Annotated in this window: 15 protein-coding genes and 1 riboswitch; of the genes, 7 read left to right on the top strand and 8 right to left on the bottom strand. The window is 69.6% G+C overall.

From position 1 onward, the window contains the following. Positions 1-36 precede the first annotated feature (36 nt). Together ABZ484_RS15545 and ABZ484_RS15540 are read left to right on the top strand one after the other, a co-directional pair. Positions 37-1,245 (top strand): MFS transporter, encoded by a 1,209-nt coding sequence (locus ABZ484_RS15545; RefSeq protein WP_358866408.1) that lies wholly within the window; start codon positions 37-39, stop codon positions 1,243-1,245. Between the two features lie 95 nt (positions 1,246-1,340). After that, the gene (locus ABZ484_RS15540) at positions 1,341-1,760 is read left to right on the top strand and encodes a heme-binding protein (protein WP_358866407.1); all 420 of its coding nucleotides are present in this window, start codon (positions 1,341-1,343) and stop codon (positions 1,758-1,760) included. Positions 1,761-1,763: 3 nt separating this feature from the next. Here ABZ484_RS15540 and ABZ484_RS15535 read toward each other — a convergent pair whose 3' ends face one another. The 5 genes from ABZ484_RS15535 to ABZ484_RS15515 form a co-directional block, all read right to left on the bottom strand. Then, entirely contained in the window at positions 1,764-2,630 is an 867-nt protein-coding gene (locus tag ABZ484_RS15535) for a GNAT family N-acetyltransferase (RefSeq protein ID WP_358866406.1), read from the bottom strand. Positions 2,631-2,767: 137 nt separating this feature from the next. Next, positions 2,768-3,250 (bottom strand): NUDIX hydrolase, encoded by a 483-nt coding sequence (locus ABZ484_RS15530; RefSeq protein WP_306184521.1) that lies wholly within the window; start codon positions 3,248-3,250, stop codon positions 2,768-2,770. Between the two features lie 87 nt (positions 3,251-3,337). Then, positions 3,338-4,243, bottom strand: a complete 906-nt coding sequence (locus tag ABZ484_RS15525) for a LysR family transcriptional regulator (protein WP_358866405.1) — start codon at positions 4,241-4,243, stop codon at positions 3,338-3,340. Positions 4,244-4,460: 217 nt separating this feature from the next. Next, positions 4,461-5,672 carry a cystathionine gamma-lyase gene (locus tag ABZ484_RS15520; protein ID WP_358866404.1) on the bottom strand — a complete coding sequence of 404 codons (1,212 nt, stop codon included), beginning with the start codon at positions 5,670-5,672 and terminating at the stop codon, positions 4,461-4,463. A gap of 133 nt (positions 5,673-5,805) precedes the next feature. Continuing rightward, a complete protein-coding gene (locus ABZ484_RS15515) occupies positions 5,806-6,183 on the bottom strand; it encodes a phage holin family protein (RefSeq protein WP_358866403.1) in 378 nt (125 codons plus the stop codon). Positions 6,184-6,231: 48 nt separating this feature from the next. On the opposite strand from ABZ484_RS15515, the gene ABZ484_RS15510 reads away from it, so the two are divergent. The 4 genes from ABZ484_RS15510 (at position 6,232) to ABZ484_RS15495 (ending at position 8,576) form a co-directional block, all read left to right on the top strand. Continuing rightward, positions 6,232-6,549: a cupin domain-containing protein gene (locus tag ABZ484_RS15510; RefSeq protein ID WP_358866402.1), complete on the top strand. Its 318-nt coding sequence runs from the start codon at positions 6,232-6,234 to the stop codon at positions 6,547-6,549. A 179-nt stretch (positions 6,550-6,728) separates the two neighbouring features. Further along, positions 6,729-6,941 carry a DUF5326 family protein gene (locus tag ABZ484_RS15505; RefSeq protein ID WP_086729530.1) on the top strand — a complete coding sequence of 71 codons (213 nt, stop codon included), beginning with the start codon at positions 6,729-6,731 and terminating at the stop codon, positions 6,939-6,941. A gap of 302 nt (positions 6,942-7,243) precedes the next feature. Continuing rightward, the gene (locus ABZ484_RS15500) at positions 7,244-8,041 is read left to right on the top strand and encodes an IclR family transcriptional regulator C-terminal domain-containing protein (RefSeq protein ID WP_358866401.1); all 798 of its coding nucleotides are present in this window, start codon (positions 7,244-7,246) and stop codon (positions 8,039-8,041) included. 97 nt (positions 8,042-8,138) lie between these two features. Next, positions 8,139-8,576, top strand: coding sequence for an SsgA family sporulation/cell division regulator (locus tag ABZ484_RS15495; protein ID WP_358866400.1), 438 nt, complete (start codon positions 8,139-8,141; stop codon positions 8,574-8,576). Positions 8,577-8,666: 90 nt separating this feature from the next. On the opposite strand, the gene ABZ484_RS15490 is transcribed toward ABZ484_RS15495, so the two are convergent. After that, positions 8,667-10,028 (bottom strand): YibE/F family protein, encoded by a 1,362-nt coding sequence (locus tag ABZ484_RS15490; protein WP_358866399.1) that lies wholly within the window; start codon positions 10,026-10,028, stop codon positions 8,667-8,669. A gap of 71 nt (positions 10,029-10,099) precedes the next feature. Then, a riboswitch (TPP riboswitch) is annotated at positions 10,100-10,277 on the top strand. On the opposite strand from ABZ484_RS15490, the gene thiC reads away from it, so the two are divergent. Next, positions 10,270-12,054: a phosphomethylpyrimidine synthase ThiC gene (thiC, locus tag ABZ484_RS15485; RefSeq protein WP_358866398.1), complete on the top strand. Its 1,785-nt coding sequence runs from the start codon at positions 10,270-10,272 to the stop codon at positions 12,052-12,054. (Overlaps the previous riboswitch by 8 nt.) 121 nt (positions 12,055-12,175) lie before the next feature. On the opposite strand, the gene ABZ484_RS15480 is transcribed toward thiC, so the two are convergent. Together ABZ484_RS15480 and ABZ484_RS15475 are read right to left on the bottom strand one after the other, a co-directional pair. Then, on the bottom strand, positions 12,176-13,036 hold the full coding sequence (locus tag ABZ484_RS15480) for a hypothetical protein (RefSeq protein WP_358866397.1): 861 nt from the start codon (positions 13,034-13,036) through the stop codon (positions 12,176-12,178). Positions 13,037-13,229: 193 nt separating this feature from the next. Then, complete coding sequence (locus tag ABZ484_RS15475; protein ID WP_358866396.1) at positions 13,230-14,321, bottom strand: metallophosphoesterase; 1,092 nt, start codon at positions 14,319-14,321, stop codon at positions 13,230-13,232. Positions 14,322-14,588: the final 267 nt, after the last annotated feature.

Here is a 14,588-nt window from a genome sequence, read left to right as displayed (position 1 = left end):
AAGCGCACCTGCAATCGTCTGGGAAGGTGTCCCCTCATGCCTCTCGCGCTTCTGGCTCTCGCGATCGGGGCCTTCGGGATCGGAACGACCGAGTTTGTGATCATGGGCCTGCTGCCCGAGATCGCGGGGGACTACGGCGTCTCGATCCCGACCGCCGGTCTGCTCGTGACCGGCTACGCGCTGGGCGTCATGTTCGGCGCTCCGCTGATGACCGTGCTCGGGACCAAGATCCCCCGCAAGCGGATGCTGATGCTCCTGATGGGCCTGTTCATCGCCGGGAATCTGCTCTCCGCGCTGGCCCCCACGTTCTCGGTCATGCTGATCGGCCGGGTGATCGCCTCACTGGCACACGGCGCCTTCTTCGGTATCGGTTCCGTCGTCGCGGCGGACCTGGTCGCACCGGACAGGCGGGCCGGTGCCATCGCGATGATGTTCACCGGTCTGACCGTCGCCAATGTCGTGGGTGTCCCGCTCGGCACCCTGATCGGACAGGCCGCCGGATGGCGCATCACCTTCGGCATCGTCGCCGGACTCGGTGTCGTCGGCCTGGCCGGCATCGCCAGGCTCGTCCCCGAGATGCCAAGGAGCGAGGCAGTACGGCTGCGCCACGAACTGGCCGCCTTCAAGAACGCGCAGGTGCTGCTGGCCATGGCGATGACCGTTCTCGGCTTCGGCGGTGTCTTCGCGGCCATCACCTACATCGCGCCGATGATGACCCATGTCGCCGGCTTCTCCGACGGCTCCGTCACCTGGCTGCTGGTCCTCTTCGGTCTCGGCATGGTCGGCGGGAACCTCGTCGGCGGCAGGTTCGCCGACCGGGCCCTGATGCCCCTTCTGTACGTCTCCCTCGGCGCCTTGGCCGTGGTTCTGGCCCTGTTCACGCTCACCGCCCACCACAAGGTCGCGGCTGCCGTGACCATCGTCCTGATCGGTGCCCTGGGCTTCGCGACGGTACCGCCGCTGCAGAAGCGTGTCCTGGACCAGGCACACGGTGCCCCGACGCTGGCCTCAGCGGTCAACATCGGCGCCTTCAACCTGGGCAACGCGCTGTCCGCGTGGCTCGGCGGACTGGTGATCGCGGCCGGCTTCGGCTACACCGCCCCCAACTGGGTCGGCGCGGCCCTCGCGGCGGGCGCCCTGGTTCTCGCCGTCCTCTCGGCGGCCCTGGAACGCCGGGACAGCACACCGAGTGCCGTTGTCCTCGGTTCCGCTCCCGTCGATCAGCCGACCGCCGTCCGTCACTGATCCGGGGCCGGGCGTCGCGGAGCCAAGGCCGTCCCCGCACCGTCCGGCTCGCCCCACCAACCCTCCATGAGCATCACCGACAAGGAGAACCTCCCATGAGCACCACCACCGTCACCCCGCTGACCACCCAGGACGCGGAGACCCTCGTCGCCGCCGCCCACAGCGCGGCCGAGGCGGCCGGTGTCACCGTCAGCGTCACCGTGCTGGACGCGGGAGGCCACCTGCTCGCCTTCCGGCGCGACGACCGGGCCGTCCTCATCTCCGGAGAGACCAGCACACGCAAGGCCTACACGGCCCTCCAGCTGGACGCCCCGACGGCCGACCTCGTCGACGCCGTGCAGCCGGGCGGTCTGTTTCACACCCTGCCCACCGCGCTCGACCGGCCGCTGCTGTTCATCGCGGGCGGCGTGCCCGTGCGGCGGGACGGGCGCCTGATCGGAGCGATCGGCGTCGGCGGCGGGGCGCCGGAGCAGGACCACGCCTTCGCCGTCACCGCGGTGAAGGCGCTGGCCTGACGCTCATCCCGCCGCCACGGTCAGCGGAGCGAACCGGCGAGTCCAGTCGCCGGGGAGCTCCGCGATGCCGTACGTCATGACGGAGTTGAAGGCGATCGATGCCAGACCACGCCGCTTCACCCAGGTCAGCAGTTCCTCGTGACGCACATCGATGTCGGTGCGCAGCGGACGGTCGGTGTGGGCGGCGAGGGAGGCGATCAGCGCCTTGGCCGTCTCCGTGTCCCGGGCGATCAGCGGGCCCACCACGTGGGTGTCCATGTTCGGCCAGGCGGCCGCGTACCCGGTGATCCCGTCGCCGTCCTCGGCGACCCGCAGCTGGTCGGCGAACGCGGGCAGCCTGATGATCAGCGGGGTGCGGTCGGCACCGAACACCTCCTCGTCCAGGGTGAGGATGCCGGTGAGGTCCTCGGCGGTGGCCGCTCGGGTGGTGACGGGGGACGGCGAACCGTCCGGTGTGAAGCGGCCCCGCACCATTTCGGCCCGGCCAGTGACCTTGAAACCGAGTTCTTCGTACAGCGGGCGGCCGTTCGGCGTGGCGTGCAGGGTCAGCGGGGTCGTGCCCATCGTCGAGACGACGTGACGCATCAACCGGCGCCCGATGCCCTGGCGGGCATGCCGCTCGGCGACCAGGACCATGCCGATGGCGCCCAGATCCGGTCGCTCCTGTGGTCCGTACTCCGTGACGACGCAGGCGGCGACGAGCCCTCCGTCGGGGTCGTCGATGCCGTACCCCTTCCCGGAGCTGAGGAGGAAACCCCACTTGTGCTCCTCGCGCGGCCACCCCCGGTTCTCGGACAGGTCGGCGCAGGCGATGAGATCGCGGAGCGTCAGACGGCGGATGGGCAGGGTGGCAGGGGAAGGAGTCGACACGCAGGTCAGGCTGTCCGACGGGTGTCGTCCCCGTCCACTCTTTTCGAGACGGACGTACGTGCTTTTGGCCACCCGTGGGAGTTCGTGCGGCGTGCGGCCGGGCGCCGGCTGTTTCACGTGAAACGTACGGCGCCCTGTCAGCCCAGGTCCGGTGCGTGCATGGCCCGGACGCCCTCGATGTTGCCGTCCAGGTAGTGCCGCAGGGACAGCGGGACGAGATGGACGGAGGCGATCCCCACCCGGGTGAACGGCACCCGCACGATCTCGTACTCGCCGGCGGGCTCATCCACCTCGGGACCGTGTCGCAGAGACGGGTCCATCGACTCCAGACGGCAGACGAAGAAGTGCTGCACTTTGACACCGGTCGCGCCACCGTCCGCGCCGATGTGTTCCACGGTGTCCACGAAGCAGGGCACGACGTCGGTGATCTTTGCGCCGAGCTCCTCGTACACCTCGCGGTGAAGGGCATCGACGACGGTGGTGTCCCCGGGCTCGACCCCGCCTCCAGGGGTGACCCAGTAGGGATCGACACCGGGTTTGGTGCGCTTGATCAGGATCAGGTCGTCGCCGTCGAGGAGAACGGCTCGAGCGGTGCGCTTGACCACGGGTCGGACGGTCATGGGAGAAATGTGGCCCGGTTGGTTCCACGTGAAACATCGCGAAACGTCATCTACCGAGTCCGCTGTGTGACATGCGTGCGGAGGGCCTCAGCACCACTCGGAGGCCGCCTGCAACAGCCACTCGTGGGCACGGGCGATGTGCGGCATCGCCAGCGTGCCGGTGCGGACCACCAGGAAATAGGTGCGCAGGGGCGGCACCGCCGGTTCATGAAGGGCCACCACGTCTCCCCGTTCCAGAGCGGAGGCGCACAGATAGCGGGGTAACACCGCCAGTCCGGTGCCCGCCACGGCACAGGCCAGGACCGCGCGCAGATCGGGGGCGATCACGGTGCCGGACACGGTCGGCCGGGAGTCGAAGACCGACGCCCAGTAACGGGAGACGAAGGGCAGCGACTCGTGGACCTCGACCAGAGGGACGTTCTCCAGAGCGGGCACCTCCTGGCCGTGCGGCGTCATGGGGCCGATCTCGTCGGCCCAGCGCGGGGCGGCGACCAGGACGTGCTCCTCGTCGCACAGCGGAGCCGCCGTGAGCAGGGCGCCGCGCGGCCGGGCGGTGCTGATGGCGAGATCGTGGTGCCCGGCGGACAGCCCTTCCAGGACCTCCTCGGCGGTCCCGAAAGAGGCCCGGAGGGCGAAGCCCTGTCCGTCCTCGCCGGTCAGCTCGGTCAGCGCGGGCAGCGCCCGTTCCGCGGTGAACTCGGGCGGCCCGGCCAGATGCAGCGTGCGCAAGGAGGACTCGTCGTCGATGCCCGACTCGGTTATCTCCACCAGGGCGTCCAGATGGGGAGCGGCCTTGTGGGCGAGCTCATCGCCGATGGACGTCGGGGTCACACCGCGGGCCTGGCGCAGGAACAGTGGTCGGCCCAGCTGTCGCTCCAGCGTGCGGATCTGGGAGGTGACGGCCGGCTGGGAGAGGCCGAGCAGCGCCGCTGCCCGGGTGAAGGAACCCGCCCGGTGCACGGTCACGAACGTACGCAGCAACGCCAGGTCCACGCCTCACCCTCCCCTTGCGGCGCCCACCCCGCCCGGCCCCCCGGTCGCGCACAACTATAAATATGTCGATAGGTCTCTGTCGCTACTGTGATTGGACACTGACGCAGAGTCAACTAGCCTTGTTCGCGCGGTTCTTCGCGCGCAGAACCGAGGGCGGTCCGAGCCACGAGGGGGGAGGCTCGGACCGCCTGCCACGGCGAGGCCGAGGGTGAGGCGGTCAGTGCGCCGTTTCGTCCAGAGCCCGCAGGACATCCGCCACCAGGTCCGCGGGGTCCTCGGCGCCGACGGACATCCGGATGAAGCCCTCCGGCACCGCGTCCCCGCCCCAGCGTCCGCGCCGCTCCGCCGTGGAACGCACCCCGCCGAAACTCGTCGCGTCGTCCACCACCCGCAGGGACTCGAGGAAGCGGTCGGCCCGGGCGCGCGAGGGCAGCGTGAAGGACACCACGCAGCCATAGCGCCGCATCTGCTGTGAGGCGATCTTGTGCGAGGGGTCGTCGGGCAGCCCCGGATAGCGCAGTCCGGTCACCTCGGGACGCCCGCGCAGTGCCTCGGCGAGGGCCAGGGCGGTGGCGTTCTGCCGGTCGACGCGCAGCTGGAGGGTGGCGATCGAGCGATGTGCGAGCCATGCCTCCATCGGCCCCGGAATCGCCCCGACGATCTTGCGCCAGCGGCGTACGGCTGCCATGGCCCCGGCGTCGCGGCCTGCCACGTAGCCCAGCAGAACGTCGCCGTGCCCGGTGAGCTGCTTGGTGCCGCTGGCCACGGAGAAGTCGGCGCCGAGCTCCAGTGGCCGCTGTCCCAGGGGCGTCGCCAGAGTGTTGTCGACGGCGACCCGTGCCCCGCGCGCATGGGCCGTCTCGACCAGCCGGCGGATGTCGCACACGTCGAGACCGGGGTTCGAAGGGGACTCGATCCACAGCAGCCGGGCGCCGTCCAGCACCTCCAGCTGGGCGTCCTGGCCGGTCGGGGCGGTCCGTACCTCGACGCCGTACGACTGGAGCTGGTCGCGCACCAGGGGCAGGGCCTGATAGCCGTCGCTGGGCAGCACCACCGCGTCGCCCGCGCGCAGCTGGGAGAAGAGCACCGAGGAGATGGCCGCCATGCCGGAGGCGAACACCAGCGTCTCCACGCCGTCGTGCCCGGGGTCCTCGAGCTCGCCGATGGCCCGCTCCAGCAGCGTCCAGGTCGGGTTCTCGTCACGGCCGTAGGTGTACGGGCCCGTCGGGTCGCCCGGCAGATGGAAGTGGGCGGCGAACACCGGCCCGGGCAGCGTGGGTTCGTGCTTGACCGGCTCGGGAAGTCCGGCCCGCACCGCGCGTGTGCCGTCACCGGCGCCGGCGGGAAGACGGGTCTCCTTCCGTGTTCCTTCCGCGCCGAACGCGGTTCCTTCCGTGCCGTAGGCGCCGTCCGCAGCGGAATCGCTCATACCGCCCGTCCCTTCACATGCTCTCTCACCGCGGCCGGCAGCCCCGGGTTCGCTGCCTCCACCATCTCAGGACATCCTCGGACAGCGCCCACGCCCCCGTGACGCGCCCCGAGGGGGCGGCCGGCCTCCTCGCTCAGTCCTCGTCCGGCAGAACCATGTGCAGTGCCCAGGAGACGACCGAGACGATCAGGCCGCCGACCACGGCCGTCCAGAAGCCCTCGACATGGAAGCTGAGCTCGAGCTTGCCGCACACCCATGACGTCAGCAGCAGCATCAGCGCGTTGACGATCAGGGTGATCAGGCCGAGCGTCAGGATGAACAGCGGAAAGGTCAGCACCTTCACGATCGGCTTGACCAGGAAGTTGACCAGGCCGAAGACCAGGGCGACGACGATCAGCGTGCCGGCCTTCTTCGCGGTGCTGTCGCCGGTGAGCGTGATCTTGTCGAGCAGCCAGACGGCGACCGCCAGTGCGCCCGCGTTGGCGATCGTCTTGACTACGAAATTCTTCATGTGTCTGATCGTGGCAGAAGAGATCGACCACGGATACGGGCGAGGACGATGAAGGCATTCCGGCTGGACGAACTGGAGGCGGAGCGTGCCGCCAACGAGGGCGCCTATCTCCAGTTCCTGCGGGAACGGAACATGTCGGTCGGTCTGTACGCGCTGAACGCGGGCGAGCACGACCCGCAGAAGCCGCACCACCAGGACGAGGTGTACTTGGTCGTCAGCGGCCGCGCCTCGATCACGGTCGGCCTGGAGACGACCGAGGTGGCCCGGGGCAGCGTGGTGTACGTACCGGCCGGGGCAGCCCACAAGTTCCATCACATCAGCGAGGATCTGCGGGTCCTGGTGGTCTTCTCTCCGCCGGAAGCCTGAGGCGCCGTCTCAGGGTTCCCTAGGGGGACGGTCAGGGGATGACAAGGGTGCGAAGCCCCCGCCGGAGCCGCCGGCGGTCATAGCATCGAGTGCAGGACATCGACAGTGCCCGGCACCGTGGGGTGCGGGGCACCGACGGACACCGGCGCTGGGCCGGCGGAGAGGTAAGGACGAGGGCAATGCGAGAGATCTTCGCGGGTCTGCCGTGGTGGGTGAAGTGGATCGCGGTGCCGGTCATCGCCCTGGTCGTCTTCGGCGGCCTGATAGCGAGCGTGGTGGGCTTCGTGATCGGCCTGCTGTTCAAGCTGCTGGTCTTCGTCGCCCTGGTCGGCGGCCTGATCTACATCGTGCGGAAGTTCATGGCGGGGTCCTCCTCCCGCGGCGACTGGTGAGCACGCGGGGACACCGGTGATCGGTAACAGGAATCGCCGGTTCCCTCGCGGGGGGGAAGTTTCCCGGACAGGCCGCCCGCAAGCGGTGGCGGGCGGATAGGGTCCGGGCATCGACGTGGGGGCAGGACCCCCGCGGGCAGCGTTTCCCACCCGTGTCTCCCCGCACGGGCTGCCCCCTCGTGCTACGGGAGTGACCCTTGGCCACGGTTGACACCGCACCCGCAGGACCGCACGCGCCTCCTGGCCCCCGGACGCCGTCCCGTTCCCCGGGGCTTCCCGCACAGCCGCGCTCCGCGCCGCCGGTGGGGCAGTCCTATGCCGGGACGACGCTGGAGCAGCAGGACGCTCAGCCGCAGCAGACCCTCATCGGATCGGTGCAGCGCGCGATGCGCCTGCTGGAAACCGTCGCGCGCCACGAGTACGGAGCTCCGGCCAAACAACTGGCCCGTGAGACCGGCCTCGCCCTTCCCACCGCATATCACCTGTTGCGCACCCTGGTCCATGAGGGCTATCTGCACCGCGACCGGGGGCTGTTCTTCCTGGGTGAGGCGGCCGAGCGGCTGAGCAGCAGCGGAGCCGCGCAGAAACGTCGCACCACGATCGTCGAGACGCTCGCACAATGGCGTGATCTGATCGGTGCGCCCGTGTACTACGCGATGTACCGGGACGGCGAGATCGACGTCATGTGCGTCTCCGACACCCCGGCCGGTCCGGCGGTCGAGGAGTGGGCCGACTTCCGGGAGACCGGGCATGCGCACGCCATCGGCCAGTGCCTGCTGTCCCAGCTGGACGACGGCGCCCGCCGCGACCACCTCGACCGCTATCCCGTGCGGTCCATCACTCCGTACACGGTCCGTGACGATCACAGCTTTCTGCGGCGTCTGGAACGGATGCGCCGGATGCAGCCGGTGACGGAGCGGCAGGAGTACGCCCTGGGGACGGTCTGCGCGGCCGTTCCCATCACGGTGGGCGCGACGGCGGTGACGTTCGCCCTGTCGCTTCCCGCCCACCAGGACGACCGGCTGATGACCGCGGCGCTGCAACTGCAGCACGAGGTGGAACGGTGTGCCGGCGCCCTCGCGCTCGCTATCAGTATCTGAAAACTTACTCCTTGTGATCTGCTGTGTACGTTCAGCAAGATGCCACAGTGTCACGGGGATGATTCCCGGCCAGTCGACGGCAGATGACGGGGTAGCGATGCGCGAGTCCGTACAGGCAGAGGTCATGATGAGCTTTCTCGTGTCCGAGGAGCTCTCCTTCCGCATCCCGGTGGAGCTGCGGTACGAGACCTGTGATCCCTACGCCGTACGGCTGACGTTCCACTTGCCCGGAGATGCCCCCGTGACCTGGGCCTTCGGACGGGAGCTGCTGATCGACGGGGTGGGCACACCGTGCGGGGACGGCGATGTCCGGATCTCGCCCGCGGACGCGGACTCGCTGAGCGAGGTTCTGATCCGCCTTCAGGTCGGCGGCGACCGGGCGCTGTTCCGTTCCTCCACGGCACCTCTCGTGGCGTTCCTGGACCGCACGGACAAGTTGGTGCCGCTGGGCCAAGAGGGTGCTCTGGCCGACTTCGACGCGCACCTCGACGAGGCCCTGGGGCGCATCCTGGCCGAGGAACAGAGCGCGGGCTGAAGCGTTTCGGCAACGGGGCGTGTGCGGTGGCGTAACGCTTCACCGCGTACCCCGGTCACATGAAGCGACAGGAGATCCCGTCCCCCGGGGTCACCGCTTGCGGCGTCTTCCCCTGCCGCCGCGCGCGGGAGCCGGCACGCCGGGCATCGCGCGCCCGGGCATCGGCCCGCTCCCCGTACGGTCGGCCGAGACCACGAGTGCCGCGAGGGCGGTGGTGACCGGCACGGAGGCGACCAGGCCGATCGAGCCCACCAGCGTGCGGACGATCTCCTCCGCGACCAGCTCACTGTTGGCGACGGTCCCCACGCTGCTCTGCGCGATGGAGAAGAGCAGCAGCAGCGGAAGCGCCGCGCCCGCGTAGGCCAGGACAAGGGTGTTGACGACGGACGCGATGTGGTCGCGGCCGATGCGGATGCCCGCGCGGTACAAACCGCGCCAGCCCATCGCCGGATTGGCCTCGTGCAGCTCCCAGACCGCCGACGTCTGCGTCACGGTCACGTCGTCGAGGACGCCGAGCGAGCCGATGATGACCCCGGCGAGCAGCAGACCGCTCATGTCGATCGACGGGTACAGGCCATGGATCAGACCGGTGTTGTCGTCGGTGTTGCCGGTGAGCGCGGCCCAGCCGATGAACAGTGAGCCCAGGACGCCGATCAGCACCAGCGAGATCAGCGTACCGAGCACCGCCACCGATGTGCGGGCGGACAGGCCATGACACATGTACAGGGCGATCAGCATGATGGCGCTCGACCCCACCACGGCCACGAGCAGCGGGTTCGAACCCTGGAGAATCGCGGGCAGGACGAACAGGTTCAGCACCAGGAAGCTGACCGCCAGCGCGATCAGCGCCATGACGCCCCGCATCCGCCCCACGACCACGACGGCGAGCGCGAAGACACCGGCCAGCAGCGCCATCGGGAAGCGCCGGTTGACGTCGGTGACCGAGTACTGCAGTTCCTTCGGTGCGGAGGGTTCGTAGGCGACCACGACCTCCTCGCCCTGGTGCAACTGCCGTGACTGGTCCGGCTGCACGATCTCGGTGAAGGTACGCCCCTTGTCGTTGCCGGTGTCGACACGGACCGTGGCCTTCTTGCAGGTGCCGGTCGCCTGGGCTTGCGCGGAGGAGCCCTCGGCCGTCGAGGTGTCGCCGGTCGGCGTGTCCCCGGAGGCGTTCACCGACTTGCAGCTCACCGCCACCACCTTGGTGACCGTGGCCTGCTGCGTCTGCCGGTCGAAGCCCACACCGGTGCGCTGGTGCGACGGTGCGCCGCCGGGCCAGAGCACCACGAGCCCGACCACGACCGCGGCGGCGAACGGGATCAGGATGGCCGCGATGACCTTGCGGAGGTGCTGGGAGACGGGGGCGGCCGGTCCATGGCTGTGGCCGTGCGCGTGCGCGTGCCCGCCACTCCCGGGAGGCGGCCCGTGGGGGGACTGCTGTGTCGTGGTCACCGCCAGATCATCGCAAGAACGGCAGGGGCCCACTGTTCACCGCGCCACAAATGACGCTAGCGTGGAGACACCTTTGCACACGCGGGAGCTCGGAGCACCGGGCTGAGAGGGCGCTGACCTTCGTCTTTGCGATGTTTCACGTGGAACGAGTGATGTTTCACATGAAACGCCGGCAGACGAGAACCGCTGCGTCGACCGCCGAACCTGTTACCGGGTAATGCCGGCGTAGGGAGTAGGTCTCATGACCAACAAGGACGTACGCACGCCTGCCTCCGCTCAGGACGAGAAGTCCCAGGAGGCCGGGAAGTCCATCGGCTGGCACAAGGGGTATGTCGAGGGTTCACGCCCCGACCTGCGGGTGCCGGTCCGTCAGGTGCACCTCACCAACGGGCAGTCGGTCACGCTGTACGACACCTCGGGCCCGTACACCGATCCGCTCGTCGACACCGATGTCCGCAGGGGCCTGTCACCGCTGCGGGAGAACTGGATCATCACCCGCGGCGACACCGAGGAGTACGCGGGCCGTCCCGTACGTCCCGAGGACGACGGGATCAAGCACACCTCGCCGCGTGGGGGCCTGCGCAACCTCGACGCGGTGTTCCCGGGCCGGCCGCGCCAGCCGCGCCGCGGGCGTGGCGGCCAGGCGGTGACGCAACTCGCGTACGCGCGCCGCGGGGAGATCACGCCGGAGATGGAGTTCGTGGCACTCCGGGAGAACGTTTCTCCCGAGGTCGTCCGCGAGGAGATCGCGGCGGGTCGCGCGGTACTGCCGGCCAACGTCAACCACCCGGAGATCGAGCCGATGATCATCGGCAAGCGGTTCCTGGTGAAGGTCAACGCGAACATCGGCAACTCCGCGGTCACCTCCTCGATCGAGGAGGAGGTCGAGAAGATGACCTGGGCGACCCGCTGGGGCGCCGACACGGTCATGGACCTCTCCACCGGCCGCAACATCCACACCACCCGTGAGTGGGTGCTGCGCAACTCCCCTGTTCCCATCGGCACCGTGCCGCTCTACCAGGCCCTGGAGAAGGTCGACGGCAAGGCCGAGGAGCTGACCTGGGAGATCTACAAGGACACGGTCGTCGAGCAGGCCGAACAGGGCGTGGACTACATGACGGTCCACGCCGGCGTGCGCCTGGCGTATGTGCCGCTGACCGCGAACCGCAAGACCGGCATCGTCTCGCGCGGCGGCTCGATCATGGCGGCCTGGTGTCTCGCGCACCACAAGGAGTCGTTCCTCTACGAGAACTTCGAGGAGCTCTGCGAGATCCTCGCCGCCTACGACGTCACGTACTCCCTCGGTGACGGTCTCAGGCCGGGCTCCATCGCGGACGCCAACGACGAGGCCCAGTTCGCGGAGTTGCGCACGCTCGGGGAACTCAACCGCATCGCCGGGCGTTTCCACGTACAGACCATGATCGAGGGCCCGGGACACGTCCCGATGCACAAGATCAAGGAGAACATCGACCTTCAGCAGGAGATCTGCGATGAAGCTCCGTTCTATACGCTCGGCCCGCTGACGACGGACGTCGCTCCGGCGTACGACCACATCACCTCCGGCATCGGTGCCGCGATGATCGCCTGGTGGGGCACGGCCATGCTCTGCTACGTCACGCCCAAGGAGCACTTGGGCCTGCCCAACCGGGACGACGTCAAGACCGGTGTCATCACCTACAAGATCGCCGCTCACGCAGCCGACCTCGCCAAGGGACACCCCGGTGCGCAGCAGTGGGACGACGCCCTGTCCGACGCCCGCTTCGAGTTCCGGTGGGAGGACCAGTTCAACCTCGCCCTCGACCCGGACACGGCACGGGAGTTCCACGACGAGACCCTCCCGGCGGAACCCGCGAAGACGGCCCACTTCTGCTCGATGTGCGGCCCGAAGTTCTGTTCGATGAAGATCTCGCAGGACATCCGGCGTGAACACGGCACCAGCCGCGACGAGATCGAGGAGGGCATGGCTCGGAAGTCGAAGGAGTTCGCGGAGGCGGGGAACCGGGTGTACCTGCCGATCGCCGACTGAGCGCGGCGGAGCGTCACCGTGGTCGTACTGGTCCGGGGGCACCGCTTGTGCCTCCCGGACCAGCCGGTGCCGTAGCCGCCTGCCCCCGAGGGAGTCGGCCGGTGCGGCCCCGGTGCGCTGGTCACTCCGGCTGGTGTTCGGGCCCTCCGAAGTCCGGGCTGGTGAAGTCCGGGCTGGAGAAGCTCGGACGGGAGCTCGGGACGCCGTCGTCGGGGCTGCTGAAACCGGGCCGGCCGTAGCCGAGTTGCGGGATGCGGCCGCTCGGTGCCGAGGGGTCCGTACGGTGTGCGGTCGAGCCGGAGGCGGCGAGCGCGTCGCGCAGGAACGGCAGGATGCCGCGTTCCAGCAGGGCGTCGTGCCAGGCCTGCCTGGCCTGGGTCAGTTCCGCGCCCAGTTCGCCGTACGGTCCCGTCTCGGGCGACGGGCGGTTGCGCAGGGCGGTGAGCAGCAGCCCGATGCCCGCGACGACGATCGAGGCCGCGGTCACGGCGCCGAACACCCAGCCCGCCGTGACCATGGTCCGGGCGAAGGCGGGGGCCGGGTCCAGCATCTCCAGGATGTAGCCGACGAGCAGGAAGAGGGCCGCCGCGACTCCGGCGAGCACGGGGGCGAGGACCGCGACGACGGCGCCCGCGCCCGCGCCGGTGGTCTCGGCGACCTCGCCCATGGTGGCGGCGAGCCCGGTCGCGGCCCCGCCGGGCTCGGAGGAGCCGGTCTCGCCGGCGGACGACGGGGTGGATGGTGCGGGCCTGCGCAGTTCCTCGCGGATCTTCACGTAGTGGTGGTACTCGGCGGCGGCCGCCGCGGTGATCAGAGCGGTGGCGTTGAGCGCCATGGTGCGCAGTTGTTCGGCGTTGAGTCGCTGGCCGAGCGCGGCCAGTTCCGGGCGGTGTGGGGCGGAGCGCAGCGCCTCATCGAGGATCCGCTCGTATTCCTGGCGGTCCTCGCTCAACAGGTGCTGCGGAACGCTGTTCATGTGCATCCCCCGATGCTCCGTAGGGCTTGGGGCTCGCATGGCGGCGAGCCGTCGGGCAGAAACGGAGGGGAGCCTGCTACGGATAAGCCGATGGTAGAGCCGTGACGGCGCGCGGTGACAGGGGGTTTTCACAAATTGGGTGCCATTGGGTGCCCGGCCGTGCCCGGGGGCGGCGTGGGGACGCCCGCGCGGTGAACGGTCAGGAGTCCAGCGGAAGTTGCCGGACCAGCAGCTTTCCGGCCATGGTCACGCCGCCGTCCATCGCGATGGCCAGTCCGTCGGCGTAGACGTGCGGTCCCTCCACCACGGGGTCCGCGGTGTCGTCGCCGTCCTCGGAGCCGACGTGGCCCAGCAGGTAGGGAATGGGGCTGTGGCCGTGAACGATGCGGGTGCCGCCGTACGTATCGAGGAGGGAGCGCACGGCGTCGGCGCCGCCCTCGTCGCGGAAGGAGAAGCGTTTGGTGAATTTGCGGAACAGGTCCCAGCATTCGTCCGCGTCGTTGCGCGTGAGCGTCTCGCGGACGGTGTCGTTGACCTCTTCGATCGAGTCGCCGTAGTCGAGGTAGGCGGTGGTGTCGGAGTGCACGAGCAGATAGCCGTCGACCTCCTCGATCGCGTCGAGGCGGGCCATCCACTGAAGGTGGTGGTCCTGGAGGCGGTCCATGTCGGACTTCTGGCCGCCGTTGAGCAGCCAGGCGGCCTGGAAGGTGGCGGTGCCGGCCCCGGAGTTGACGGGTGTGTCGCCGAACCGTTTGGCGCCCAGCAGCAGCAGTTCGTGGTTGCCCATGAGGGCCTTGCAGTAGCCGCCGGCCGCGGCGGCCTCGGCGGACAGCCGCATCACGAGGTCGATGACGCCGATGCCGTCCGGGCCGCGGTCGGTGAAGTCGCCGAGGAACCACAGCCGCGCGGTGCCCGCGCACCACTGGCCGGCGGAGTCGACGAGGCCCTGTTCCCGCAGGGCGGCGACCAACTGGTCGAGATAGCCGTGCACGTCACCGACGACGTACAGCGGGCCGGGCCCGGTGGTGGGCTGGGCGGCCGGTGCGGGGGCCGGGTCGACGGTCACCCGGAGTGTGTCGCCGCGATTGATGACGGGAAGGTCGCGCTGGGTGGGCGTGTACGCGTCCGGGTAGCCGTCCTCGGCCGGCCGGAGGGTCTCGGCGGGGTGGGTGTTGTGGGCGTACGGGCCGGTCTCGTTCACATACGCGGGTACCCGGAAGTCGCGCAGCGTCGCCGTCCGCTCCACTTCGGGTCCCTGACCGGCCCCCTGAGTCATCGACCCCTCCACCATCGCGCCGCATCTGCACCGCTTCGGACTGCCTGGTCGCAGCGGCCCGCGGTGTCGTGGGCCCATCATAGGAATGCGAATCGCGCCATGTGATGACCCAGGGGTGGTGAATCGGAGCAGGACTCAGGTTCACCGCGGCTTTCGCCCCGATTGGGCCGTCTTCGGCGCTCCCGCGACCGGCTGTCCCGAGTGCCCCGGGCTCCTCAGTGCCCCTCCGGTGCGCGTGGCGGGCTGACGGTCGTGCGCGGTGAGCGCCGCTGGGACGAGGTG

It is taken from the genome of Streptomyces sp. NPDC006393 (genome assembly GCF_040628575.1).
In the GTDB taxonomy this organism is placed as follows: Bacteria; Actinomycetota; Actinomycetes; order Streptomycetales; family Streptomycetaceae; genus Streptomyces.
The sequence above is the reverse complement of the archived record's forward strand: the minus strand, read 5'-3'. Positions and strand labels throughout refer to the sequence as shown.